25 protein-coding genes and 2 pseudogenes are annotated in these 25,465 nt (G+C 47.7%); 6 read left to right on the forward strand and 21 right to left on the reverse strand.

Annotated features, from left to right (window positions below; translation table 11 throughout):
• Positions 1-89 precede the first annotated feature (89 nt).
• A pseudogene (locus ACUN2T_RS01675) lies at positions 90-1,122 on the forward strand (IS630 family transposase).
• Here ACUN2T_RS01675 and ACUN2T_RS01680 read toward each other — a convergent pair.
• The 12 genes and pseudogenes from ACUN2T_RS01680 to ACUN2T_RS01735 form a co-directional block, all read right to left on the reverse strand.
• Positions 1,119-2,102, reverse strand: a complete 984-nt coding sequence (locus ACUN2T_RS01680) for a baseplate J/gp47 family protein (protein WP_445497778.1) — start codon at positions 2,100-2,102, stop codon at positions 1,119-1,121. The pseudogene ACUN2T_RS01675 and the gene ACUN2T_RS01680 sit on opposite strands and share 4 nt — an antisense overlap.
• On the reverse strand, positions 2,054-2,344 hold the full coding sequence (locus ACUN2T_RS01685) for a hypothetical protein (RefSeq protein ID WP_445495963.1): 291 nt from the start codon (positions 2,342-2,344) through the stop codon (positions 2,054-2,056). Before ACUN2T_RS01685 ends, ACUN2T_RS01680 begins: the two co-directional genes overlap by 49 nt.
• Complete coding sequence (locus ACUN2T_RS01690) at positions 2,344-2,700, reverse strand: hypothetical protein (RefSeq protein ID WP_445495964.1); 357 nt, start codon at positions 2,698-2,700, stop codon at positions 2,344-2,346. Before ACUN2T_RS01690 ends, ACUN2T_RS01685 begins: the two co-directional genes overlap by 1 nt.
• Positions 2,701-2,771: 71 nt before the next feature.
• Positions 2,772-3,209: a type II toxin-antitoxin system YafO family toxin gene (locus ACUN2T_RS01695; protein ID WP_445495965.1), complete on the reverse strand. Its 438-nt coding sequence runs from the start codon at positions 3,207-3,209 to the stop codon at positions 2,772-2,774.
• 3 nt (positions 3,210-3,212) lie between these two features.
• Positions 3,213-3,773: a hypothetical protein gene (locus ACUN2T_RS01700; RefSeq protein WP_445495966.1), complete on the reverse strand. Its 561-nt coding sequence runs from the start codon at positions 3,771-3,773 to the stop codon at positions 3,213-3,215.
• Positions 3,774-4,087: 314 nt separating this feature from the next.
• The gene (locus ACUN2T_RS01705) at positions 4,088-4,261 is read right to left on the reverse strand and encodes a hypothetical protein (protein WP_445495967.1); all 174 of its coding nucleotides are present in this window, start codon (positions 4,259-4,261) and stop codon (positions 4,088-4,090) included.
• Between the two features lie 1,254 nt (positions 4,262-5,515).
• Positions 5,516-6,001: an immunity 42 family protein gene (locus ACUN2T_RS01710; RefSeq protein WP_445495968.1), complete on the reverse strand. Its 486-nt coding sequence runs from the start codon at positions 5,999-6,001 to the stop codon at positions 5,516-5,518.
• A pseudogene (locus tag ACUN2T_RS01715) lies at positions 5,998-10,437 on the reverse strand (DUF637 domain-containing protein); the annotation flags it as partial. The pseudogene ACUN2T_RS01715 and the gene ACUN2T_RS01710, both read right to left, overlap by 4 nt.
• Positions 10,438-10,440: 3 nt before the next feature.
• Positions 10,441-11,611, reverse strand: a protein-coding gene (locus tag ACUN2T_RS01720; protein WP_445495969.1) for an IS3 family transposase whose coding sequence is annotated in 2 segments (ribosomal slippage) — positions 10,441-11,350 and positions 11,349-11,611 — 1,173 coding nt in all. Because the reading frame shifts where the segments join, the coding sequence is not laid out codon by codon here.
• Between the two features lie 155 nt (positions 11,612-11,766).
• Positions 11,767-12,294 carry an SMI1/KNR4 family protein gene (locus tag ACUN2T_RS01725; RefSeq protein WP_445495970.1) on the reverse strand — a complete coding sequence of 176 codons (528 nt, stop codon included), beginning with the start codon at positions 12,292-12,294 and terminating at the stop codon, positions 11,767-11,769.
• A 3-nt stretch (positions 12,295-12,297) separates the two neighbouring features.
• Entirely contained in the window at positions 12,298-12,474 is a 177-nt protein-coding gene (locus ACUN2T_RS01730) for a hypothetical protein (RefSeq protein ID WP_445495971.1), read from the reverse strand.
• Between the two features lie 105 nt (positions 12,475-12,579).
• A complete protein-coding gene (locus tag ACUN2T_RS01735; RefSeq protein WP_445495972.1) occupies positions 12,580-13,053 on the reverse strand; it encodes an SMI1/KNR4 family protein in 474 nt (157 codons plus the stop codon).
• Between the two features lie 71 nt (positions 13,054-13,124).
• On the opposite strand from ACUN2T_RS01735, the gene ACUN2T_RS01740 reads away from it, so the two are divergent.
• Positions 13,125-13,966 (forward strand): IS5 family transposase gene (locus tag ACUN2T_RS01740; RefSeq protein WP_445497779.1). Its coding sequence is split into 2 segments (ribosomal slippage): positions 13,125-13,467 and positions 13,467-13,966, totalling 843 coding nucleotides; the frame shifts between segments, so codons are not numbered across the junction.
• On the opposite strand, the gene ACUN2T_RS01745 is transcribed toward ACUN2T_RS01740, so the two are convergent.
• From ACUN2T_RS01745 to tnpA, 4 genes are all read right to left on the reverse strand, one after another.
• Positions 13,963-14,532, reverse strand: a complete 570-nt coding sequence (locus tag ACUN2T_RS01745) for an RHS repeat-associated core domain-containing protein (RefSeq protein WP_445495973.1) — start codon at positions 14,530-14,532, stop codon at positions 13,963-13,965. The two genes, ACUN2T_RS01740 and ACUN2T_RS01745, sit on opposite strands and share 4 nt — an antisense overlap.
• A 114-nt stretch (positions 14,533-14,646) precedes the next feature.
• Positions 14,647-16,152, reverse strand: a complete 1,506-nt coding sequence (gene tnpC / locus ACUN2T_RS01750) for an IS66 family transposase (RefSeq protein WP_445495974.1) — start codon at positions 16,150-16,152, stop codon at positions 14,647-14,649.
• A gap of 63 nt (positions 16,153-16,215) precedes the next feature.
• Positions 16,216-16,551, reverse strand: a complete 336-nt coding sequence (tnpB, locus tag ACUN2T_RS01755; RefSeq protein ID WP_214089177.1) for an IS66 family insertion sequence element accessory protein TnpB — start codon at positions 16,549-16,551, stop codon at positions 16,216-16,218.
• Positions 16,545-16,847 (reverse strand): IS66 family insertion sequence element accessory protein TnpA, encoded by a 303-nt coding sequence (tnpA, locus tag ACUN2T_RS01760; RefSeq protein WP_445495975.1) that lies wholly within the window; start codon positions 16,845-16,847, stop codon positions 16,545-16,547. Before tnpA ends, tnpB begins: the two co-directional genes overlap by 7 nt.
• Before the next feature lie 352 nt (positions 16,848-17,199).
• Between tnpA and ACUN2T_RS01765 the strand changes: the two genes are divergently transcribed.
• On the forward strand, positions 17,200-17,316 hold the full coding sequence (locus ACUN2T_RS01765) for a DUF7706 family protein (RefSeq protein WP_445497780.1): 117 nt from the start codon (positions 17,200-17,202) through the stop codon (positions 17,314-17,316).
• A 271-nt stretch (positions 17,317-17,587) separates the two neighbouring features.
• On the opposite strand, the gene ACUN2T_RS01770 is transcribed toward ACUN2T_RS01765, so the two are convergent.
• From ACUN2T_RS01770 to ACUN2T_RS01785, 4 genes are all read right to left on the reverse strand, one after another.
• Positions 17,588-17,908: a hypothetical protein gene (locus tag ACUN2T_RS01770; protein ID WP_011144744.1), complete on the reverse strand. Its 321-nt coding sequence runs from the start codon at positions 17,906-17,908 to the stop codon at positions 17,588-17,590.
• Positions 17,908-18,336 (reverse strand): hypothetical protein, encoded by a 429-nt coding sequence (locus ACUN2T_RS01775; protein ID WP_445495976.1) that lies wholly within the window; start codon positions 18,334-18,336, stop codon positions 17,908-17,910. Before ACUN2T_RS01775 ends, ACUN2T_RS01770 begins: the two co-directional genes overlap by 1 nt.
• A 963-nt stretch (positions 18,337-19,299) precedes the next feature.
• Positions 19,300-20,334, reverse strand: a complete 1,035-nt coding sequence (gene xerC, locus ACUN2T_RS01780; RefSeq protein WP_445497781.1) for a site-specific tyrosine recombinase XerC — start codon at positions 20,332-20,334, stop codon at positions 19,300-19,302.
• Between the two features lie 845 nt (positions 20,335-21,179).
• Positions 21,180-23,957 (reverse strand): CHC2 zinc finger domain-containing protein, encoded by a 2,778-nt coding sequence (locus ACUN2T_RS01785; RefSeq protein ID WP_445494466.1) that lies wholly within the window; start codon positions 23,955-23,957, stop codon positions 21,180-21,182.
• Positions 23,958-24,078: 121 nt separating this feature from the next.
• Here ACUN2T_RS01785 and ACUN2T_RS01790 point away from each other — a divergent pair, with 121 nt between their 5' ends.
• The 3 genes from ACUN2T_RS01790 (at position 24,079) to ACUN2T_RS01800 (ending at position 25,089) form a co-directional block, all read left to right on the forward strand.
• A complete protein-coding gene (locus ACUN2T_RS01790) occupies positions 24,079-24,483 on the forward strand; it encodes a helix-turn-helix domain-containing protein (protein ID WP_242685670.1) in 405 nt (134 codons plus the stop codon).
• 73 nt (positions 24,484-24,556) lie between these two features.
• The gene (locus ACUN2T_RS01795) at positions 24,557-24,877 is read left to right on the forward strand and encodes a SymE family type I addiction module toxin (RefSeq protein WP_445497782.1); all 321 of its coding nucleotides are present in this window, start codon (positions 24,557-24,559) and stop codon (positions 24,875-24,877) included.
• 14 nt (positions 24,878-24,891) lie between these two features.
• A complete protein-coding gene (locus ACUN2T_RS01800; RefSeq protein ID WP_166291727.1) occupies positions 24,892-25,089 on the forward strand; it encodes a DUF7706 family protein in 198 nt (65 codons plus the stop codon).
• A gap of 54 nt (positions 25,090-25,143) precedes the next feature.
• Here the strand turns inward: ACUN2T_RS01800 and ACUN2T_RS01805 are convergent, their stop codons facing one another.
• Positions 25,144-25,464, reverse strand: coding sequence for a DUF7716 domain-containing protein (locus ACUN2T_RS01805; RefSeq protein WP_214086574.1), 321 nt, complete (start codon positions 25,462-25,464; stop codon positions 25,144-25,146).
• Between the last annotated feature and the right edge of the window lies 1 nt (position 25,465).

Raw genomic sequence — 25,465 nt, forward strand, 5'->3', positions numbered from 1 at the left:
TTTCCAAATGAAAATATATTTCAATAATATATACCCGTGCTCATTGAAACTGCTTGATTTTCCCCCAAATGAGACTCAGGGTATCAGTCATGAAAATATTCATTACCGATGAACAAAAAGCCGAGCTTGAACACCTCCATCACACCTGCCGTGATAAGAGGGAGTGTGATCGCATCAAAGCGGTTCTGCTGGCCTCTGAAGGCTGGAGTTCAGTGATGATCGCTCAGGCCCTGCGTCTTCATGAAACGACCGTTAATCGTCATATCAGCGATTACCTTAATCACCGCAAACTCAAGCCCAAAAATGGCGGCTCTCAGAGCCCTCTCAGCGAAACCCAGACTCAGGCATTTATCGGCTTATCTGACCGCGAATCTTCTGCCCACCACACAGGCTGTTATCCGCCTTGTCAAAGAAGAGTGGGATATCCGTTACACCATTCCCGGCATGAATAAATGGCTGCACCACAATGGCTTCAGTTATAAAAAACCGACCGGCGTGCCACACAAGTTCAACGCGGAACAGCAACGGGCCTTTATGGAAGCCTACGGGAAACTGAAGCAGGAAGCTGGAGACCATGAGCCCATCCTGTTCATTGATGGCGTCCATCCCACGCAGGGAACGAAACTGGCTTATGGCTGGATGCGCAAAGGCCAGAAAACGGCGGTGAAAACCACGGGAAGCCGTACTCGTCTGAACCTGATGGGCGCCCTGAATCTGGCCGATATCAGTAAAACGGTGATACGCGAGTATGACCGTATCGACAGTTATCACATCGCCGAGTTCTTCATTGCCCTGCGTGAAACCTATCCGGTCAGTCAGAAGGTTCATATTATCCTTGACGGAGCCGGTTACCACCGGAGTAAGCTGGTGAAAGACTGGGCTTATGTGATGAATATCGACCTTCATTACTTACCGCCATACAGCCCGGATCTGAACCCGATAGAAAGGCTGTGGAAGGTGATGAATGAACAGGTCAGAAATAACCCTTATTTCGCCTCGACGGCCTTGTTCAGGCAGGCAATACATCGCTTTTTTACGGAAATATTACCGGAACTTGCCGGGAGCCTGTCGTGCCGTATTAATGACAACTTCCAGGTTTTGAATCCTGCATCTTCAAGTTAAGCGGGTATATTATCAACGTCAAACCTTGGGATTTCATCAATACCAAAACTAATTGATGTTGAATAAGTAATACCATCACGGCTGAGCGTAATATTGTAAATATCAACACTCGATGTATCTATGTTATAAACGCCTGAATAATATCTACCAGCAAATAATGTAGATGCTATTCTTGCTCGGGTTCCACCATCTTCTCCGTTAAATGCTTGCGCTATAGCTGACTTAACCTGTGTTTCTATATCAGCAGGAAGGTAATCGCTATTAGCAAGTGAGACGTCAACATAGACACGAATAGGCGCTGGTATCACATATTTAATTTCATATTCGGGGTAAGGCTGAACATAGTTTTCATCATCCACAATTATGTGAGTTGTATTTCCGTTCGTAGGAATACCTGGCGGCTTTTTCTTCCAGATTGCTCTAACAACATCCTCAGTTTTTCCCCCATACACAGCACTATAAATAGAGTTCGGCGCTATTCTGTATTTTGATACCCCAACCGTTTTTACTACCGAAGTATCATTTGAAATAACGTATGCGTCTGCCACGCCATTTACTTCTGATACTGCCGCATAAATGGCATGTAATGAGTTTGTCGCATTTTTAGCAACAGATTGTTTACGACGATACTCAAAATTAGCGCGGGTTTCCTCATCTGCGCCAAGTACGCCAGCACTCGCATTACTGATACCAGACCAGCCGGGCACCGAGCTATAAATCGTGTTCAAGTCATCAATTTGGCACGCTAATAGCCCTGTTGTTGAGTTTTGGAAAACAACATCAACAGAGCCGCTGTCAGGGATCTTAGCCTCTGTTATTGAATGATAAAGATACCCTTTTTTATCTTGAGCAATACTACCAATTGGAATAACAGTATTAATTAACCCAGTGCATGTTGCCGTTACCGTTGTTCCCGATGCTGGAATTCGATCTAAAAAATAAATTCGCCAATAGCATCTTGAAAACGTCCGGTTGCATATTCCGGGTTAATTTGATTGACGATAGCAAGTAACTGATCGTTCTTGTCAGCAATGATAGCCGCATCACTCATGGCTATTTGACCTTGCGGTGTTGTTAAGCTCGTACTCATTGCACCACCCATTGCTGTAGCCAAATCATTTAGCCGCCCATTTAAAATATCAACCTCGTCGGGCACAGTTAGACTCGTCTTTGTAAAGGTTATACCTGGAACACTTGTTGTCAGCACTAAAGAATTAGTCATCAGAAATTTACCACCATTGATTGATTGTTCGAGTCCGTTATTGCCATCATGCCCGCAGAAGTTCTCTCCTTCCCATTTATAACTTTACAAGTGGCAGACTGAACATAAGGTAACTTCATTGCTTCTTGTTGCATTTTGCTGTTGATTAGCTGAGTTCCTGGCCAATGTCCCAAAATTCGCTGGTAATAAGGAATACCCAATGTTGTGTCATACCAGCATTCACCCAGATATGTACTACAGGCACAGGCGACATCCTGCGCTACAGAATAGGGATTATCAGTAATGGCGATATTTCCAGAATCATCTAACGTTAAATCCCATGACTCGGTATCAAGCAGAAGTGAACGAGCTTGCATTTTCGAACCCTATAGAAATAAAAAAACCGCAATTAAGCGGCCAGATATGAAAAAACCTGTACTGGACGGGTTTAGTTATTATCTCTGAAATCCTGAGCTATTCTTGCCAGGTAACTCATTATCTTGGGATTTATAGCTTTTCCATGAGCATCAGGATGCATTATCGCCAATAAGGAATATTTGTTTTCTTCCAAGAGACCTTGAACATATACTAGACAAGCATCATTTTCTGGGCTATTTGATTTACACGTTCTATAATACTGAACCCTATTTGTGGGGAATGAATCAGGCGGAAAGCAAAGATGAATATGCATCATACATGATTTATATGCTGCTTCTGGCTGAGTGTAAGCAACATCCCTACCAAAATAATCAGGGACTTCTCCGGTTTCTTTATAGTGTTTAAAATCTTGCAGAATAGCCTGTTCAAGATCTGGATGCTTTAGGAAGACGTCATCAAAAAAATCTTTCCTTGTATACTCATTTATTGATACATCCACTTGTTCCATTTATCACCCAGTAAATGAAAAATTCCCAGACTCAATCTTTTTGGTTGTATAGGCAGCCAATTCTGATAGAGCAGCTTTATTTATATCGCTTTTATAAATCTTAGGCAAAGTAAATAATTGACGAGAAAAATCATTAAGACGAGTTATCTCAAATCTGGCCTTTGCTATAGATATCAGATACATCCTCATTTCTTGTTTTTCTTCATCGGGTCGATCTTGCTTCAACATAGCTTTGAGCCCCTGCTCAAATCCTCTCATTGTGGTTTCGCAAGCCTTATTAATTTCTATATCGTTTTGAAGCAAAATACCACGAATTTGACTTTCATCAAGGCTTAGGAGATTTAAATAATATTGGTTAATTTCATTAGCTAATGAATCAACAATCTCTCTTCTTTCTTGATATTGAGTTTTCAAATCATCCAGACTACAGATAGTTTCACCTACTTTAAAGCTAAGCATACTACAACCGTCCCTCGAATCCACATAACCAGCAGAGAATGAAGGAACTGACAGCACTCCTCCGAATAAAACCACTGCTAAACAATTCCTTAGTGATAGATTCATGACGTTCTACCTTATCAAATAGTTTATTATAGTGAGTCACAAACAGTCATAATGTGTCACTATGTATCATATTAAACCACTATTCTGAACCTTACAACCACGCAGTAAATGACAATTAGCCACCTATGTAAGCCTTATTCCAGAAGATAACGAACGTTAAAAGCAAGATTTAGAAAAATAGCATCACATTGACATTATTTTGTCATGAGTGTCATACGTCTGATGAAAATACGCAACAATATTGTACTGTAAGCCGAAGATGACTTTATACACCAACACGACTGGGGATTTATAGGTTCTTGAACCGTTCGATTCTATATTTTTCCCGCTGCTTTTAACGCGTTGTAGCTAGGAAGATAACGTTTTGGATTAACGATACATAGCTGCTGAAAAACGGATGAAATCCCTTCCCCCTGCGACAACATTGCTTCATCATGATTCTCATAGTAATACCGGATAATATTCATTACTTGTTTCTCTTTTAGCATCAATTTTTTTCCTTGATTTACAGCATCTTCCTTTTGAGCTTTATATACCGGGCTTTCAGTCGAGTAACTTCCTGTTTGTGACAGGACCTCTTCTGCGAGGGTGAACGGATCTATATAACCTCAGCTTCGTTTAAATTTTGTTTTATCTAGCAAAAACTTTGATCGTGCCTCAGGCACTAAGTTCCCTTCTTAAGCAAACCTCAGGTTAATTAATCTATTTAACATGCTTATTTCCCTTTTTTTACTGGGTATATAATCATTAATAAGTCCAATTGTTTTTTACCGATATTTTTATAATTGAAAAGTTTTAAACTGTTATTAAAGTCCATTTTTTAATCGATGCAATAAGGTTTTAGCCGTTGTTTTTACTGCTTTTACATTTGCTTTTTATTAAGTTTAATCATTATGGTATATTGTATTTTACGTATAATCAACGTTGATTATACTTGATTTTATCTTTGCTGACACTGTTTTACTGGCAGTTATGAGCAGTTTTTATAAATCATAATCCTTTATTTTATCTTCATAAATCAACCTGTAAATAGTCTGATGGTATAAAGATACTCTTTTATGTTTTTTCGGATAATCAACCTCTTTTTTAAGCGTTTAAATCCTGCCAGATTAACCGTTTTATCCATTTATTATAAAGAAACGACTAAAAATCACATTTATATCAGGTTTTTAAGATAATGTTCTTTTTCTCGCTGGTTTATTTTCAACTCGCTGCTAATGGTGATAGTTAATGGACTTCGATTAAACTTAATTAACATCCTTTTAAAAAGTTGCACTTATAGTTAAAGTCGTCAATGTCATCTTTTGCAGAGTAAACACTCTGTTCATCATATATTTTGCTGGTTTTTTGTGTATTTTCTTTAATTTGGTACCCAAAATCCGGTTGTTTTAGAAATTCATTCATATTACCAACAGTACCTTTATTCGGTTGATAAGGTTGGTATCTTTAATCCTAACTCTGTATCAGTCTGATGGATAAAAAAGATTAAATGTTGTTTAATTGGTAATTAAATAAATAGCTTTTCATAATACCGATACAGTTGGTCTATTTGATTAATGTCCGAGTAGTGCAAGTCTGATGCTTGATAGGCAGCATTAACTTATCGCTCTGCTATGCATAGCGCACAGCCCTTGCTACACAAAGCGTTGTACGGAGTGGAGCACTATTTTGGAAAGTTATTTATTGATAGGAAGTTAAAATAATCCCAGCCGTAGCTGACTGGGATTAGAACTTTACCTATGTTACTGGTCACTAGTCGATATTTTAGTTAACGGACATTGTGACATTTTTTGAATTACAGAATGAACTGTACCGGCAGGTAATAAAGTCTCTTTTATTGTATTCCCATCATCAACACTCCAAATTAGGCGATCATTTTGGCTTGTTTTCATAAAGTAAATATAATAGCCATTATCCCCCATTGCAGTACAAGTCATATCAAACAAGCTATCAATAAGATCTTCTCCTTCTCCTGTAAAATAACTTTCTGCATTTCTGTATAAGGTAATAGGATCGAAGGGAATATCATTACATGCCAACTCATCTATTTTCATATTTGAGTAAAAGCCAATTGTTGTTCTTAATTCGAAAACATCAACAAGGTCAAATAATTTATTTCCTTCTAAATAGAAAGAAAATACTCCATTTTTCCAAAAGCTATCTGGAGAGTTCCATGACTCAACAATGTCAAATTGAAGAGAAAAGTAAAATGGATCACCATAAATCACTTTAGTTTCACTCCTAGTTTTTTCTGAATATCACTTGGCACCTGCTTGCTTGTTAAGGAATTGTTAATATCTCCGGAGCTGCCATTCCAATGATATTCTCCGTTAGTTCCTTCGAATCGGTGAACGTTACCGTTCTTGTCTACTGAGAACCGAACCTCTTTATTGTTATAGTTTTTTGAGCTTGGTATAGAGTTTTCAAAAAGAATTAAAGAGTCTCTAGGTTCTATTCCTGCATTTTTGCGATTTCCATCACCTCCGGGAGTATGTTTAGGATTTGATTTGTAAGTTAGCCCATTAGAAGCGACTATTGGCTCCGGTACCGGTATTGCGCTTCTTCGGTGTTTCCCAACAATCGAAGCAACTGAAACCTGACTACCAATAGCACCACCAATACCGGCAGATTCTACCGCTTCTTTGGCTATTAATGCACCTTTTTCCCAGGCAGGCAGTGAGTTATATAACAGCCCTAAATCGTTTTGGTTTTCGGTGGTCACAAACTGGTTGAGACGATGGGTACCTTCTTCCGACAAGCCAAACATCCATCTCAGGCCACTAATGGCATCGGCTGTTTTTATCCCACCTTCCATTTCGGCTTGGTAGGTCAGTGTGCATAACCCACCGCTCCCGGCACAGTCAGACAACATTTCTGCCCGTTGCGCGGCGCTCAGTTCTCCGTATTTATTCCAGATGGCTTCGGTAGCGGTGCCTTGCTTATTGGCCTCTTGAAGTTCTCTGGTTAGATTGTAAACATTCATGGAATGCAGGTGATTGAAGAGGATCACGATTTCCCCAGCATTAGCACCGCTGTTAGCGCCTTCTGTGCTATTGGTTGCGATTGCCCCGGCAACGCCGCCGATAATTTTACCGCCAGCCTGAATGCTCATTGGGTCGCTGAAAGTTTTATCCAGTGTTATCGCTGCCAGTTCCGCTGCCAATGCACCCACCGCAGCTCCTTTTGCATTACCGCCACCTATCTCGGCCGCCAGAGCAGATACAGCAGCATGGCTGATCGCCTTGGCGGGTAAACCTAATATTTGGCCGTTTTTCCCAATTAAATTGGCCCCTTCCGCATTAATCTGACTACCAATATTAGACAGCAAAGCCGTGGTGAAATTGTCTTTAAAGCTGCCGCCATTAATCGTTGTTCCCAGACTGGCACCGATAATGGACTGGCCTGCGACCCGTTGAGCCACTTTGCTCCAGTCATGATTGCTCAGTTGGGGTAAGGTGGCTTTTGTCGCATTATCCCATCCCATCACCGTGTCAAAGCCCGCCAGTGCGCCGCCCATTGCCATGGACGTGAAAGTGGATTTAACCGTGTCGCTGCTGCCCATCGCCTTTAAGGTTTTGGATAAGTCACCCTGATTATCAATCAGGGCGACCGCCGCCTGAGAGGCCAGCGCCGCCATGCCGGAAGCCGTCGCGCCGTAAGCCATTGAACTCACGGTAGCGGCGGTGCTGGCGGTCGCCCCCGCTGAACCTGCCGTGCCTGCGGCTGACCCGGCCACCGAAGCCGTTATGCCTGCGCCTGCTGTCACAGCAGCCACCGCAATCGCTATCACCGCTGAAGCCACCGGATTCAAATGTTGGCTCTTATAATCCCAGCGGTCATACGCGTCTTTGACTAAGTTCCATTGCACATCCTGACGTTCATTGAGCCCTTTCAGCCAGGCGGTTTCCGGGGTATTGCCAAAGACGGAGACAACATTTTGTAACGACTGACCGTTTTTGGCTTTAATATCCGCGTTGATCCCGTTGGCTGCTTCTACGGTGAGTTTTCCACCGAGATGAATAGCGGGAAGCACCCATCTATTTTCGGTGTAACCTTTATCTGTTTGCCTGATGTAGAACCCTTTGGAATGGGTAATCGTTTGCGCAAAGGTGCTGTTTTTTACCGCTTTAAAATTAACCTGACCGCGAGTACTGGTCAGTTTGGCATTTTGATGGGTGGAAATTTTACTGGCTTCATAGGTGCTGTCATCCTGGCTTAACAGGTTAATATCACCGCCGGCGGTAAATTCAGTCACTTTGTTCGTGACATCATGACGGGTGCGTGTGGTGGTTTTCTTTTTGCCATACCACCTGCGTGTAGTTTCTGTTTTCTCATAGTGACTGGATTCTTCCATCGCCTGAGCGTACAGATAACCGCCTTGTGCCGCGATATCCATCGCCCCTTTAGCAGCCAGTTTGGTGGACTGGAAAAGAATACTGCCGGTTGAGATAACCGTGAGTATGCCGCCACTGGTCAGTTCAGTGCCCTGCTGAGTCACGGATTCGGTGAATTCCCTGTGACCTTCCCGGTAGGTGTGGTTCTGAACCGGTTCAAAACGCATATTGCCGCCGGAGGAGAGGGTGACATCACCATCAGAAGTCAATTGAGCGCCCACGGTGGTGAGAGTCCCATTTGCTGCTATCGTCAGTTTTTTATCACTCCGGATTTGAGCAATAATATGTCGGTCATCTTTGTTGTTATCATTAGCCGGGTTAATTACAGCATAAGCCAGGGAAGGTAATGTGATATTTCTTCCGGCGGATAGTAATGTATTACCGTTAGCCTGTATCTGAACCGCTTTCCCATTAATATCCCCGCCACTCATTATACTGATATTATTCTTTGCGGTGATTTTGCTGCTGAGTTCTGTTGAGTCTAGCGGCAGGATATGATCTTGACAGGTTAATTATGCGGAGCTCAAATCAATATCTTTTGCTGCGCTTAAATAAATATCTTTCCCCGAAGAGATATCTGAGCCTTTAGCGGAAATAGTATTTCCAGCATGGATTGTCAGTGATTCAAGGGCATTTAACACCCCTGATATGGGTGCGTTATGCCTGTTTGCTGTCTTTAATTTTGCAAAATTATAGGTGTCCGCATGGTTTTCTACGGTCACATTATTACTTGCTATCAGAGCGATATTTTTACTCGGTTGTAAATAGACGTTTTGTAACAGGAGATTTTTACCCGAGTGGATAGTTAAATTATTAACAGCATCCAGTTTATTGGATACAGGATGATCATGGGTACTGTGTTGGCGCCAAAGATAACCGAATTGATCACCATTATGAAATAGAATATCTCCATGACGGCTAATAGCGGTGATATCCTTTCCTTTTATATCACTTTGCCAGATATTGATATTATTGACGGCAGCCATAGATAAATTATTGGCTGTCGAAAGTATTGAATTTTTAAGGGTAATATCGTTTTCAGAAATGATGTTTAAATCATTAGCCGCGTTGATTTTATCTTTGAGGGTGATTTCTCCACTGTGTAATAAGATACTTTTAGCCGACAGTATTTCCGGCAGTTTTTCACTATTGGCGGGAAGCTCATAATAGAAATCTGAACTGGGCGGCGATTTACGTGGGTAGTCAGTATCAATATTAATGCTGTCGCTAAAGTCAGCGATAAGATTACCTTTTGCGATGATACTTGCCCGTTCAAGAATAAGGTTGTCTTTTTTTATATCGTATTTTACTTCACCCGGCGGTAAAATATGATAACTTTTATCATCCCATGGGTGATATGTGTTGATTTTTTCCAGGAGCTTATTAGACGAGAGTTTATAAATACCGGAAGGGGTATTCAGTGAATCGGTGATAGAGACATAAGTGTCCTGAGGGAAGTATTCAAACAGATTAAAATACCCTGATGCCTCTTCCAATATTCTGCTTGTATTTAAAAGTTTTTTCCCCGTCAGGAAAATATCTTTTTCAGCTTCAATTTTGCTCAATTCCTGATTTGATAATATCTCACTGTTAATATAAATATTTCCACCCGATGTGAGGACACTGGGTTGCATACTTTTTAAATTATGTCCATGTTTATGTTGTGCTTCGAGGATGTTGAAATTTTTATCTGCCGGGTTAGGAGCGACTTCTCTTTTTTCAAAAAAATAGAGACTGCGGGCATTATTCAGCTCATGAGTCCTGACAACCAAATCGCCCTTTACAGTTTTTATCGTCGCCGATCTGTTCTCAACTAATTGACCTTTATTCCCCTGCGCATCTTTCTGTATCCACAGATTATCGCTGGCTTGCAGTAAAGCTTTATCACCGGTATTCCGCACGGTGTCACCGAATACCCGCATATCCCGGCCGGCGGTTACGCTGCCTTTATTCTCCAGCGTGGTGTTTGCCAGGGTAATATCCCGCTCTGCTTGCACGGTAATATTCGGGGCAATATCAGTTTCTTTGCCGATAATATTGAAGTCGGTTTTAGCCTTGGCATTGCCTAATTCAATTTTGCCATTAACGTTTAAAGTAATCTCACGCTGGTCGCTAACCATCTCTTTCAAATTAACCCCAACGCCATCCTCAGTGGCGACAAGCCGGATTTTATTGGCATACATGCCGCCTAATACTTTGGTATCAATGGCTAATTGCGGTTTAGCGCCTTCTCCGGTGAGCGGGTTAACCGTGCCGTCTTTTAAGTGTAGCGGTCAAGAAATACTGGACACATTTTTAGCCTCTTCCCACTGTTTTTCGTATTCAGTCGGTGAAATGCCTCCGTTAAAACTATGTGGGCGAGGGTGATTGTAATAACCGCCCAAATATTGAGTGATATCCCGTATTGCATCATGGATATCCAGATAGCCTTCCGGAGTGACCCATTCACTCTTCAGACTGCGAAAGACCCTTTCCATTGGGGAGTTATCTAAACAATTGCCGCGTCGGCTCATGCTCTGGATAATTTTGTTTCGCCACAATAAACGACGGAACTTATTGCTGCTGTATTGGCTTCCTTGCTCTGAATGGAATATCAGGCCCCCCTTAATATGACGGGTTTCGAGTGCATTGCTCAATGCCCTGCACACTAATTCGGCATCCGGTGAAACCGATATCGCCATGCCGACAACACGGCGGGAAAATAAATCTATCACGGTCGCCAGATAGCACCAGCCATCACGAATTCGAATATACGTAATATCACCGCACCACTGAGTATTCGGCGCGTTGGGCGAAAACTGTTGCTTTAACCGATTGGGGGAGGCCGGAGCTTCTTTCCCTGCCGGGCGATAGCGATGTGCCCCCGGCTGGCGGCTTTGTAACCCACATTCCTGCATCAGACGCCGGGCCAGCCAACGTCCAACCGGTCTCCCTTCATTTGTCAGCAGATGGCTCAATGTGCGGCTGCCTGTCGCCCCCCGACTTTGGTTATACAGTTCACGAACCCGGATGCGCAACAGCACACGTTCCGTGTCAACAGGCCGTTGTCGCCAGTCATAATAGGCACTGCGTGACACCTGAAGACTCTGACATAATTCCGTAACCGGCCATCGGGTGCTCAGCCGTGTGATCAACTCATAGCGCCACGGCGCATCTCGCTCATCAGCACGGCCGCCTGCTTTAGGATTTTTTTTCCATTTCAAGGCGTTTCACCTGTTTCTCTAATGCCTGTATCTGGCGTTGTTCGGGCGTCAGTGCCTTGTCAACAGGCGTAATTCCCTGCATTTCAGCCTGGTATTGGCGAACCCATTTTCCCAGAGTGCTGGCATCAATCCCCAGTGAACGAGCGACCTTAACAACCCGCTGCTGATGGAGAACAACCTGTTGAACCGCTTCCAGCTTAAATTCAGCGGAATAGTGGCGTTTGGTGGGTTTCAATTTCATCGTTACACCTCATTGTCATGTTAATAACATGAGCAGGCTTTTGAAGTGTCCGAGATCCTTATACCACTACAAGTCCGCGTTGGCTTACCGTGGGTATGCGCCACGGTAGATCATCAGAAGGCCGGAAGATCTCGAAAGATCTTTCCGGCTTATTTTTAAATGCTACTAAATTCTATATTTTTAGAAGGAAAACCATCAGGGAATGACATGCATTTGACGTTTCTTGATAAAACACCTTCTAAAAAATCAATGAAATTTTCTTGCCTATATTCAACTTCTGGAGCCCTTGCCGCAATAATAGCGACATTCCATAAGTCACTATTATCTGACGATACAACCCAAAATATATAATCGCCGTTATCTGTAACTCCCATAGGAAGCAATCCATTAATATCAGGATAAAGAATAAACGGATAATAATCTGGATCAGATTCAACAAGGGACTGAAAATCTTCAATAATCCATTCTTTTTTCCTAAAAAAATTTAAATCATCATCTTCGCTAAATGGGTTAAATATAGTGATAAAATCAGCAATCCTACCTGTTTCATATTGGGTTATAAAATCAATATAGTCCTTAGGAAAAGAATACTGTTCATCTATTAACGGCCACGTTTTACCTTCACCATTTTCATTAGGATGAACAGGTAAGGGCAATAGATTCTTTAAGCTCTCTATACTCATTATTTATATTCCTGGAGGGTTAAGAACGGTGACATATTCAAAGAAGCCCCCTGAACCTTCGGCTTTCATTGTAATACCTGCTGGTATTCTGGATGGTCCCTTATAAATAGGAATAGAACTCATTTCAACAACTTCTCCTTGTTCTAAGGCTTTTCTTATTCTACCTTCGACTCCACTCATGACCGGACTCTTACAGTCGGCATTGGCTTACCGTGGGTATTCACCAAGATAGATCATAAGAAGACCGGAAGATCTCGAAGGATCTTCCGGTTTTGATTCGAATCATTATTGAGTTAAAACATCTAAATCAAAATGTTCTGGTTGGAAACCTCTGCTAACAACAAATTCAAAAAAATCCTCTTTTATTGATTCAATGCTTCCATCCCCTGATGAATCAAAAAAATATACTTCATTTTTATATTGAGTCTTCTCTTTTAAAAAACCGTAATAACCACCAGTTTCATCATCACTAAAAGCAATAAAACCTTGTGGCATTGAGACCATTTCATATTCTTTATTCTTAACAGGTAAATACCACTCACTATTAGGATTAAGAGAGTAAATATTCACGAATGCAAAATACCCGGTATTATAATTCTTTGAAAAATAAACATATTCATCTGGTAAAGTTCCTCCTACAAGCAACTCTACTTGTTCTATATCCTCCTTACTTGCCAAATATTCATCTCCTGATAAAAACCAATTTGGTTTGATGCTTTTTACATAATTAACAACTCGTGAGAATTCATGTGTATTCATGTTAGGCTGTGTCCCTTAATGTAAATTGATAGTACTATCATCTAAACTGTTTTCAATATGGGAAAAAGATGATGGCACGTTACGACATTCCTGATGACGCATGGGTAGTGATAGAACCTTGTTTACCTCCGGTCCATTCAGAGCGGGCAGGACGTCCACATGTTGAACACCGCCGTGTGATGAATGGAATGTTCTGGGTCTTGTGCTCTGGGGCACCGTGGCGTGATTTACCTGAACGCTATGGTTCTTGGAAAACGGTCTATAACCGATTTAATCGCTGGTCAAAATCGGGCATTATCAACAAGATATTTAATCGGTTACTGTCCATTCTGGATGAAAAAGGCTCGATTGACTGGGCTGAAATTTGCCTGGATGGCAGCAATATTCGCGCGAGTAAAGATGCGGCAGGCGCGAAAAAAAACATCCCGATATCACTGACGATCATGCGCTGGGTCGCTCACGCGGTGGTTATGGCACCAAAATCCACCTGGCAACCGACGGAAAGGGTTTTCCCCTCAACCTGATGTTGACCGCTGGGCAAGCTCATGAAAGTCAATCCGCCATCCCTTTGCTCGACGGCATTGGTATACAACGCAAAAATGGTTTCCTGAAACGGCGCGGCAAAGCGGTGCTGGCAGACAAAGGGGACTCGAGTAGAAAGCTTCGCGGTTATCTGCGTAAATTGAAGATCAAGAGCGTAATTCCTTATAAAATCAATGAAAAAGGCTGTTCTGATGGTCGTACGCAATTTGATGAACCGGCTTATCGTAACCGCAATGTTGTCGAACGCTGTTTCGGTTTTCTGAAAGGAAATCGGCGTATTGCAACCCGTTACGAAAAAACCGCCCGACACTATTTGTCCATGGTGAAATTAGGCTGTATTCGACTCTTTTACAGGCGGTTAAATAATTAAGGGACGCAGCCTAATATATGCCCTGCATCATCATCGTTATTACCTAGCGATCTTGCATATTTACGAGATGATGCATTCGTAACTGAGCCTGTTCCTAGAACATTTGGGGTTACAGTTGTTCTTGCTGAGCGTAACCGCCCATTTTTATCAACTTTAACTGTTGGACATTGTGCTAGGCCGAACGGATCAACCCATCCGGTCGGATTTTGCACATAGCTATAGGTATTCTCACCACCCCAGAGGCCGGTTGGATCGGGACTGAGATAATACGCCGCTTCCGGCAAATAATAACGGAACCGGTTATAACATAAACCACTTTCTTCATCAAAAAGTTGCCCGGCAAACCGGAGGCCCGGATCCAGCTGCGGGTTCTCATCCTGCTCCGCCAGACGCAGCCCGTACAGCGACTGTTTCGGCTGCCGCCACACCCGCTTGCCTGCCGGGTCAAACAGCGCCAGCGGCTCACCGGTCGGGGCGCTCACCGCATACTGGGTTTCAATCGCCCCCACCACCAGGTCCACCCGGTTGTCCAGATTGAGGGTAAACTGCTGCGTCTGCTGGGCCATCAGTGCCCAGCCGTCAAACACCAGATGGCGGATGATTTTCAGCTGGCCATGCTGGTATTCGGTAATGTTCCGGTGAACTCACCTTGCGTTGTCAGATAACAACAAAATGGGATGTTAACGGAAGGGATTCTCAGGCCAGGGCAGCAGCTCATTCAACCGACTGTTCGGCCAGACAGGCAGCCGACTGAGGACATCACGTAACCAGACCCAGGGCTCATGTCCGTTGGCTTTGGCCGTTTCCAGCAGGCTCATTATCATGGCCGCCCGTTGCCCCGCGGCCAGTGAACCCGCAAAAAGCCAGTTCTTTCGGCCGAGCGCCACACCCCGGACCGCATTCTCCGCCCGGTTGTTGTCTATCGGCACCCGCCCGTCATCCAGATAACACACCAGCGCCGGCCAGCGCTTCAGCGTGTAATCTATCGCTTTGCGTAACCCGGAGTTGGGTGCCGTTTGGGCCTGAGTCGTCTGCAACCAGGACCGGAACTCATTCAGCCACGGCCGGGCATAACGCTGTCGCCACTGACGCCGTTTATCCGGCAGCCGGTGTTTGATTTTTCGCTCCAGCTTGTACAGGTCACGAATGCCATCCAGCGCCTGTTTCGCCACCGGACTTTGGCTCGCTTTGTATTGGTCAAAGAATTTGCGGCGGGCGTGAGCCCAGCAACCCGCTTCGGTGATATCCGCCCGGGCATGCAGCGCGTTGTAACCGGCATAGTCATCCGTCACCAACGTGCCGCCCGACCAGTCTTTCAGCAGGCTCTGGGCATAACGGCCGCTGCGGCCGGGATGCAGCTCATAGTACACCACTGCCGGCGAGGTATCGGGGCCGGTGACAGACGTCCACAGGTAAGCTCGCCGGGTCTGGCCTTTTCCCGGGGCCAGTATCGGCAACGGGGTCTCATCGGCATGCAGCACCGGGGACGTCAGCAGCGTCTGCTTCAGGGCATCGGCCAGCGGTTGCAACGCCACAGCCACCTGCCCCACCCAGTCCGACAGGGTGCTGCGGGCCAGGGTTACACCGCTGCGGGCATAGATTTGCTGCTGACGGTAGAGCGGCAGGTGGTCACGATATTTAGCGACCACCACCTGAGCCAGCAACCCCGGCTCCGGAAGGCCCTTTTCAATAAGATGGGCGGGCTGGGCTTTAGCATGAATTCGCTGGCAGGCCGCACAGCTGTACTGCGGACAGACATAACGCCGGACGATAAACGTGGCCGGACAGTATTCCAGTCGCTCACTGATTTCATCACGCAAAAAGCGCAGGGCATGACCGCAATCCGGGCAGCTCTCCGTCTCCGGCACCAGCCGGATATCTTCACGGGGTAATGTCGCCGGCAAAGGCTGACGTTTAGGCTGGGCCGGGGGCGCGTTTTCCTTGATATGCAGGCGTGACAGCCGGGTTTCCAGCACCGCGATATCGGTATCGGCATCTTCCTCAAACTGACAGCGTTTGGGACCGGCAGGCAGGGTTTCGCTGTGCGCGCCAAAACGCCAGCGTTGCGCCTGTTTCAGGGCCTCTTCCAGCTGGCGAATATAATCACCTTGTTGCTGAAGCAGCGCCAGTGCCCGCAGGCGGAACTGGCCGGGGTCATCCAGCGCGATTAAGTCATTGAGCGTCATGCCGACAGTGTACCGGATAATTCCCCGTCGTTATCCGGTAAAAGTGTGACCGGGGTAGCGGAATTAGCTTCGCCAGCCGGACAGGTCATCTCCCTCGACTTGTTGCCAGTGAATGCCGCGGATGAGCCAGTCAAACTGGGCGGGCGTCATCACCCAGCTGCGCTCGCCCTGCTTCGGCCAGACAAAATGGGCCCGGTGCAGACGGCGGGTACACAGCCAGACGCCGTGTCGGTCCCAGCGCAACACCTTGAGACGGGAGCGGGCCTTGTTGCAGAAAACAAAAGCGGCCTCGTCCTGCCAGCGCAAATTCAGTCCCTCCAGGTGCCGGGTCAGGGCATCAATGCCCCGGCGCATGTCGACGGGCTCTCGCACCAGAAAGAGCTGTTGCGGTTTCAGCATCGGGCCAGTACCCGCATCACGTCAGGCAACAGCGTCAATGGACAGGCGATGGCATAGCCGTCTGGGGTATACAGGGTAACGGTGCGCGCGTCGTCAGGCTGGAGTGAAACTGGCAAGAGGGCGGGCAGTGTCTGGCTGAGAGGTTGGCGTATTTTGTGACTGTCGGCAATCCAGTCGCGAAAAGCGGAAAAACTCAGCTGATGCTGTTCGCAATACTGTTTTCGGGTCAGGTCACTGTGGCGCCATTGGGTCACATGTTGCTGTTTTTGTTCCGGGGTATATCGGCTACGGCTCATGGTGTCAGTCTCCAGGTGAAGATAAGGAAGCAGTAGCGTGCATGGGCCGGAGAGGAAGAACAAGGTGAGATGACCGGACGTTTACTATCAGGAAGGGGTGTCTAAAGTTAAGAAAAGAAATCAGTTCAGGATAAAGTGGAAAGATGTATTAAGTATTTATGACAAAACCGAAAACTTAGATTTAAATAAAGGTTAATTAAAATGAACTTCTGTTCAGGAGGGAAAATACGTTCGGCATGACGATAATATTCCTTACTTTTGTTCGGCAAGATGAGTTCACCGGACTCTTACTTTACAGGACATTCAGTTAACTCACCTTGAAGCGCTGGCCTTAGCCCAACTGGTTAAGCGGCTGAGCTGGTCTGAGATACGGGCCTGTGCGATTGATGACACGGAAGCCTGGGTTATCAAGGCTGCGATAGGGCGGCTCCAGTCGGCACTGGCGTATCACGGGTATTCGCCACGGTAAGAAAGAAACCAGCCGGAAGCGATTCCGGCTTTTTGCTGTTTTAGAGAGAAAACAGAATAAAATAGTAAAAATATATATTATGTATATATTTACTATTAATCTTATATTTTTCTATATTATTCCTTTGTTTACCTTCTTATTTATTTTATATTTTTGTGATTTTAATTTATATATTTAATATATAAGACCGACCCTGTAAAATATTTATTTAAGCATAAAAATAACAAAGCCGAAAGATCACGGGGATCTTTCCGGCTTTGTTAATTATTAACTACCACTTATATGGATACGCATGATTTGATAAGATTTGCTGCTTAATTCCCTCATCAAGAGGACTATTTTCATGTTTTTCTAAATATTCGACTCTTTTGATTACAAAATTCTTATCTGCTTCTAGAAATTTTGAAAAAACTTTATCCCAATCATCCTTATAACCATACATATTCAACATTTTTTCCAATGCTGAATTTATCAAAGGACTACTTGAATATATCAATGTTCCAGGATCTTCACATTCAAACTTTATGTAAAGGATCAGCTTGATTATTGCATTCACCTCTTCCCTTGCTAATTGAATAGATTCGTGCTTCATTATTTTCCTCCGCACTTTCTGATTTTAACTTGATTATCAGTGAGTTTGAGTCTCGTATCATAATCAAGATGTTCTAATATGGCATATGGGTTTTTACCGGCATACAGAATATTATTCAATTTCAACTTTCCTTCATGAGTATATTCTAATCTAGAAGGTGAGCGGATATTTCCTCTTTCCCCTGGATCTATTTTGAAAATAATCGCATAGTCTCCTCGTCCTATATGATTGGGGTTGTTTATCAATAAATCTCTCATTACATCTTTTGGAGACATTAGTACATCCGTTATATAAACTTTTCCACTGACGTTTGGATGAAGAACACCGCTCTTCATAATGCCGTCAAAACCCGCTTTATTTGTATAGTGAATAAATACATTTTCACCAGCAAGCCCTAGAGGGTCAATAAATTTCGTGGGATTTTGCACATAGCGATAGGTATTCTCACCACCCCAGAGGCCCGTTGGATCTTAGGGACTATCCCGACGCCATCATACGGCTGAGCGGACCTTTCCCCCTGATTTAGCCGCCTTTTTCTTCGCCGGCTTTTCCCACCCTGTTAAAGAACATATCAACTCGCCCCGACGGGCACTTTCCCGATGTTAGCGCATTTTTTCCCCGACGTCAGCGCCGGGTTTCGGCCCGCTTTGCCTGCCAGAACCGGGTTTTATCAGGAACCCGTGGCGGCGGTGCAGCTTGTCTGCGCCGCTGACGCGGGTTGGCCGGGTGCGGGCTGGCGAAGCCCGCTTATCGACGGGGTTCAGCGGGGAGCCCCCGCCCGCGGGGGCGGACGGGGCGGAGATGGCGAGTACGGGAACGAGCAAGGAGCTTGCGACTGCGAGCCGGACGCAGCCAGTGCAGCAGGGTTGGGTGGGGGCAATAAACCGCGGCCAGCTTGCTGGCCTGCCTTCAGGGCCGTTGACCTTGACGGCCTGACCGGCAACGGCTTAAGGCAGATGTTAACACCGGAGCCGCCAGGGAGGGCGGCGACTGCGGCGGTGGGATTTTGCACTGCGGCTGACAGCGGAAGGCGTCCGCCTTGCGCGCCTTTGGGGCTGAGAGGCCCCACCCGGCGGCCAGCCGCGCACCGGGGCTGAGGTAACCGCGCAGCGCCCTTGGGTGGGCGGCGCCGACATAATGTACCATTAAGCGTTGTGGGCCGTTCAGGCCCATTTCGCTTAATGCCACATTATGTTGAATGGGGGTTGACCGGCAACTGTGTTGACAGAGAACACTTGAGTTGAGGGCCGGGCGGCCACCATTTACCGCCGGCACTCCGAAGGTGGGCAGGCAGTCTGTGCGCAGGGAGGCGCGCAGTCTGCCTTTCACTGCACCCCACGCGCTCACCGGGAACCGGCTAACCTTAAAGACGGTCCGGCAACGCAGCGCGTTCAGACCGGCTTCGGGCTGTCCGGCTGGTCGCTATTCGCCTGCTTGTCGTCTGGCAGCGTGGCCTGCTTTGACTGCCGTTCTGCCGGGTGGGTCTGCTCATGCACTTCCTTTAAGTGACCGATAGCCACCCGGGTATAGATTTGGGTGGTTTCCAGCTTCTCATGCCCCAGTATCGCCTGGATATGCCGGGTGTCCGCGCCGTTCTCCAGCATCTGGGTTGCCATTGAGTGGCGGAACAGATGACAGGCCCCCGGTTTAGCCAGTTGCGCCTGTTTACGGATGCTGTCGGCGGCTATCCAGGTTAACGTGCCTCTGGCCAGTCCCCGGCCTTTCCTGGTGATAAACAGGTGACCGCTGTCCTCCCGCCGCGTTAACTCGGGCCGGACGCTGAGCCAGCGACTTAACCAGTGCAGCGCCTGTTCGCCGATGGGCACCACCCGGTCTTTACCGCCTTTACCCTGTCTGACCAGCACCACCCCGCGCCCGAAGTCCACCTCGCTTAACAGCAGGTTGGCTACTTCCATCCGCCGGATACCGGTACTCCACAGTACTTCAAGGATAGCCCGGTTTCTCAGCCCGGTTGGGGTGTTGATATCCGTTGCGGCTAATACCGTGTGGGTTTCGTCTTCATTCATTACCTGTGCCGGCAGCCGTTTTTCTTCCTTCGGCAACACCAGACTGTCCACCGGGTTATACAGGATATGGTGACGTTGCAGCAGCCAGCGGAACCACTGGCGTAAGACACTCAGGCGGTCCCGCTGACTGCCCGGGGTGTAGGGCTGGCCGTCCGCTTTACGGTGGCTCCTCAGCCAGCGCTGGTAACTTTCCAGCAATGGCAGGCTGACCTGCGGTGCGGTCATCACCCCACGCGCTTCGCACCAGTTGATGAACGGCAACAGCCGTTCTTCATAGGACTCCTGAGTCCGTTCGCTTAACCCCTGTCCCTGCACGGCGTCCAGCCAGGCGGCCAGATGCTGGCGTAAGGTGGCGAAGCGGGCCGGTATGGCGTCGGGTTGACCGTGGGTCTCCGTCACCGAGGGACGTTTTTTTCTGTCTGGCGAGGCCAGTGTTGCCGCCGGGCTGGTTGGGATAGCGTGCTGTTGCTGCAACCAGTCGAACCACAGGCGTAAGGCGCGCAGGCGTCGGCGCTGACTGTCCGGCGGGTAGGGCTGACCGTTGGCTTTGCGGTACCGGGCCAGATGCTGCTGCCAGTTTTCCAGTAACGGTTCGGTGACCTGAGCCGCAGATATTACGCCCTGTTCCTCACACCAGTTGACGAACGGTGACAGCCGTTCATGACGGGCGGACTGGCTCTTTTGACTCGCCCCCTGCAACAGCAGGTTATCCAGATACGCGTCCAGATGCTGGCGCAGGGTCAGCGGGCGGGGGTTGGATTGATGTTTAACGGGTGATGACATGATGGGATTTCCTGTAGGGAACAGCGGTTAATGGTTATCGGTGTGTGATGCATCACTACGGTACGATGGCTTGATTGTTAAGTGGCCGGAACAGTCCTTTTCTGCCTGCCCCAACTTGCGGACCGTTCCACCCAGTATTGCTGCGGTCTGGCGTCCATTTCCCGGCCTCCAGCTTGGGCCCCACTTGACCCCAACTTGAGGGCAACTTGCGGTTCAGTCAGTCCAACTTACGTCGGTCGTATTCCGGGTTTTCGGGTTCGATGATGAGCTGGCAGTACGATACGACGACTTTTTCTTATTATTGCCGGAACAGTGTTTTTCAACCTTCTCCAACTTGCGAGCCATTCCGCCCAGTATTGTTGCGGCCTGAAGTCGGTTTTCCGACCTCCAACTTGGACCCAACTTGACCCCAACTTAGGGGCAACTTGCGGTTCAGTCAGTCCAACTTGCGTGAGTCATATTCAGGGTTTTACCGGTTTTTCCGGCGCTGTCAGGTCAATCAGGCCGCACAGGTGGGCTTCTTCTGCGTTGTCGCCGTTCCACAGCAGTTCATACTGCAACAGATGGCCGCGGCTGCCGCCGTGGACTAACAGGTATTCCATGTCGGCCAGTCGCTGACAATGGACTTTTAACTGGTTATCGCTCCATTGGGTGTAACTGCGGATATCCCGGCGGGTAAAGCGGACCGCGTTCATCGGGCGTTGCTGCGCTGTCGCCGTCTCTTTCACCATCGCTTGTATCAACAGTAACAGTTTTCGGGTCTGGGGTGACATTTCATCCAGCGTGCGGCCTAATATCTCGTGGGCCAGCCGGTTCGCCAGGCGGATATCTTCTTTGGTGACTTCGATATATTCAAGCCGTTTGCCCCGGTGTTCCGCGGTCTTCACCTCGCGCTGGTGCTGATGCAGCAGGGCGATACTTTGTATCAGGGTGAGATATTTCATGTGGTCGCGTCGGGTGCGGGTTTTATCGCTCATGAACGTTAACTGTGAGGCATAAGGGTTAACCACATTGAGCGGGCGTAGCAGCCGCTGGGCGTTCTGATGCAGCTCGGTGATATACGCCTTTTCATTCTCTGCCAGTAAGCCTTCGAGGGTCTGCTTATGGCGCTGCAAGGCGTGGATAGCTTCGGTCTGTTCCCGCGATTCGTTCACCGTCAGCACCAGACAGCGGTTTAACAGCTCTTCATCGACATCTATTGCGGTGGTGGTGAGCATCAGCATCACCGGCCCTTTCACCGTGTACTGTTTGGTGACCAGATTCCCGCTGGCATCGTCTTTACCGGTGCTGGCAATGGTCAGTTCGCCGTCGCTTTGCAACAGCTTAAGCGCATAGGCGGCCTGCCGCACCCCTTCTTCTTCGGCTATCGCCAGTATCTTGTGTTGCAGGTTGGTTTCCCCCAGATAGAACAGACTCTGGCCGGTCATGGCGCTGTATTGCAGCCGTTCTTCTTCCGGTATCAGATTGAGGACCGCATCCATCAGTGAGCTTTTCCCGGCAGCGCTGCTGCTCTGTATCAGCACGGCCAGCGGACGGTCCAGCTTGCGACTGACGGCGGCTAAGTAACCGGCCAGCAGGTTAGTGGATTCGCCCACCACGCCACAGGCGGCTAAATCAGCGGTGATGCGCTCACTCAGTTTCGGGTCTTGCAGCAGGGCCAGCGCCGCGGCCCGCTGGTCCCCGCTCAGTTCGGGAACCGGTGGGGTTTCGGTTTGCTCACCGACGCCGGCCTGTTGACACTGTTCCAGTACCAGCAACACCTGCCCCAGCGCCCGGCGCAGGTCACCTTCGGCCAGCCCGAGTTCGGTGGCGGCCAGTCGCGCATACCCGCCCCGGCTGCGGGCGCTCATCATGTCCACGCTGTCGGCGAACATCACGCCGCTGTCAGTATCAACGACCTGAACATTCACTTTCATCACCGCCGCCCCGGCTTTCACCTGTGACAGGCCCCGGATACCCCACTGTTGTGTGCCCAGCGTCAGGGATATCTCGCCGTTAGCGCCGGTTTCCCAGACCACATTCGGCATCGACGGCAACGCGGCTATACCGGCGGCTAATGCGCTGACCATTTCCGGCACCGGAACCGGCTGATGTTTAGCCAGTGCGGCCCGCTCTGTTGCGGTGGTGGCCTGTATCTCTGCCGCCTCCTGCATCGGCACGGCACTGTCCAGCAACAACCCGAAGGCCCGTTCTGGTTCGGCGACCTGACACAGATAGCCGTTGGCATCCATGCCCTCGGGGAACACCACCCGGAACACGGTGATACCGGTGGCAGTCAGTTCGGCGGCCAGTTTCACCGCGGCATCATTCCCGGCGGGGTCATTATCGAAGGCAATCAGCACCTGCCTGACCTGATGCTGTTTCAGGGCCTGCCAGTGGTCGGGAGTAAACCCGTTCACCCCGTAGGCGGCGGTGACATTACGGTAACCGGCTACCCAGAATGACATCGCATCGATTAATGATTCACACAGGATAAGCGAGGCTGACGCGGCTATGGCCGGTTCATTCCAGACCCCGCTATGCGCCCCGGGCAGATACAGATGCCACGGGGTGTTTTTGCGCAGGTCGTCACCGATTTTACGGCCATAGATTTCGCGTATCTGGCCGTGCATATCGATAACCGGTATCACTAATGACCCTCTGAAGTGTTCATGCCCGTTGTCCCGCAGGATACCCGCCGCCATTAACCGGACCCGGATAGCGGACCCGGCCTTGTATTTACTGGCGGGCAGCCGGTAACCCAGGGTGCGGTTGGCAAAGCCCGGTTTAAAACAGGCGACTAATTCCGGGTGATTTAACCGGCGTTTTGCCAGATAAGCCAGGGCTTCGGGGGCGTTCAGCAACGTGTGGTGGTAGAACTCAACCACCCGGTTGAGCAGCGCCTGCCGTCCGGCTTCGTTTTCGGCCAGCACGGCGGGTTCATCCGGCTGGACCAGCGGGGCCATTGCCGGATTTTCGCCCAGTTCCCCGCGCAGGCATTCCACGGCATGGCGCAGGCTTAAGCCTTCGGTTTTCATCACCCAGTCCAGTACTGAGCCGCCGGCATCACAGCCAAAACAGTGATAGAGATTTTTTGCCGGAGAGATAACCATTGACGGGGTTTTCTCCTGATGGAACGGGCACAGCAGTACGTAATCTTTGCCGCGTTTAAAGAGCTGTCGCCCCTGTTGCTCCACCACGGCGACTAAGGAGACGGCGGCTTTCAGGTGCTGTAATTCTGCGTCGGGTATCCGTGCCATGTTGTTGACTCCTAAATCCTGTCAAGATTTAAATTGACTCTTAATTGGATTTATTTATAATCCTTTTAGGAGTTACTTGCAACCCCTAATTCAGACAAGCCCTTACACTAACGGAGTCACTATGCAAACAGAGTTTTTGATTATGCAAAATGCTGAACTCCGCAAAGAGTTTGGGGTACGTCTCAAGGCGCTACGTAAGCAGAAGGGATGGCCTCAGAAAGAACTGGCTGGGAAAGTTGAGATCCGTTTTCAACAACTGAACAAGTACGAAAGCGGACTTAACATACCTCCCGCTGAGATGATGGTTAAGCTGGCTGATGTGTTAGGGGTCACGGTGGATTATCTGCTGACAGGCAATCCTGTTGAAGATTCACCGCTGGCTAACTCCCGGTTATTTCGACGCTTTCAGGTTCTGGAACGACTGGCACAGGAAGATCAGGAAACGGTTATCAAGATCATTGATGCCATGATCGCCAAGCAGCGCATGGAGTCTGCGTTACTGTCTGTTGATGAACCGGAGGGATAAAAATAGCGCGGCGCTGATGTGTTGAGACCACACCAACGCCGCTCACCACAAGCAACTAAGAAGGAGTTGAATGATGGCTAAGGCGCATTCTAAAGCAGAAGCGGCGATAAATAAAGCTGTGAAAACAGAACGTTATTACACGGTGGGCTATGTGCCGAACGGGAACAGGGTTAGCAACGCCACCCCGGCGATACATCTTAAGGGGCAGTGGCTGAGACAGGCGGGATTTAATACTGGCGGCCAGATTACGGTGAAGGTGATGGACGGTTGTCTGGTGCTGATCCCTGACAGTGAAGCCACGCAACAGCAGCATCAACAGTACCAGCGGCAGCAGAGCCAGCTCAATGAGATTAAGCAACAGATGCGGGCGCTGATAACTGGTTTTGTGGGTTAAGGGGAGAGCATGAGATGACGATAGCCATTGAACATTTACAGGACATTCAGTTAACCCACATTGAAGCGCTGGCCCTGGCCCAACTGGTTAAGCGGCTGTGCTGGGCGGAGATACGGGCCTGTGCGGTGAATGACGAGGAAGCGTATCAGATCAAAGATGCGATTTCTAAGCTTCAATCTGCGTTGGCTTACCGTGGGTATTCACCAAGATAGATCATCAGAAGGCCGGAAGATCTCAAGGATCTTTCCGGCTCATATCTCATATAATTAAAACTCCATAAAAGCATCATTTTCAAAATAAAAAATAAATGCCTTCAATAGATCATTAAGAGATGGATTGTCTAACTGGGCCTTAGTATTAGCTACTACTTCTTCAATTGTTCCTCCATCTAAAACTTCAATCCACCCGTTTTCTTTTACCTGTTTAGGTAAATAATCATCAGAATCAGGTGGAAAATCAGCACTACTCAGAGAAAAAATTCCTTCTGTTTCTAACGTCCAACTATTTTGATCTGGAGGTAAGCAAAACCACTCGCTGGAATTATTTTCTGGGGTCGATAATACATCAGCAATAGAAACTAACTTCATA

The sequence above is a fragment of the Photorhabdus machadonis genome, assembly GCF_052657765.1.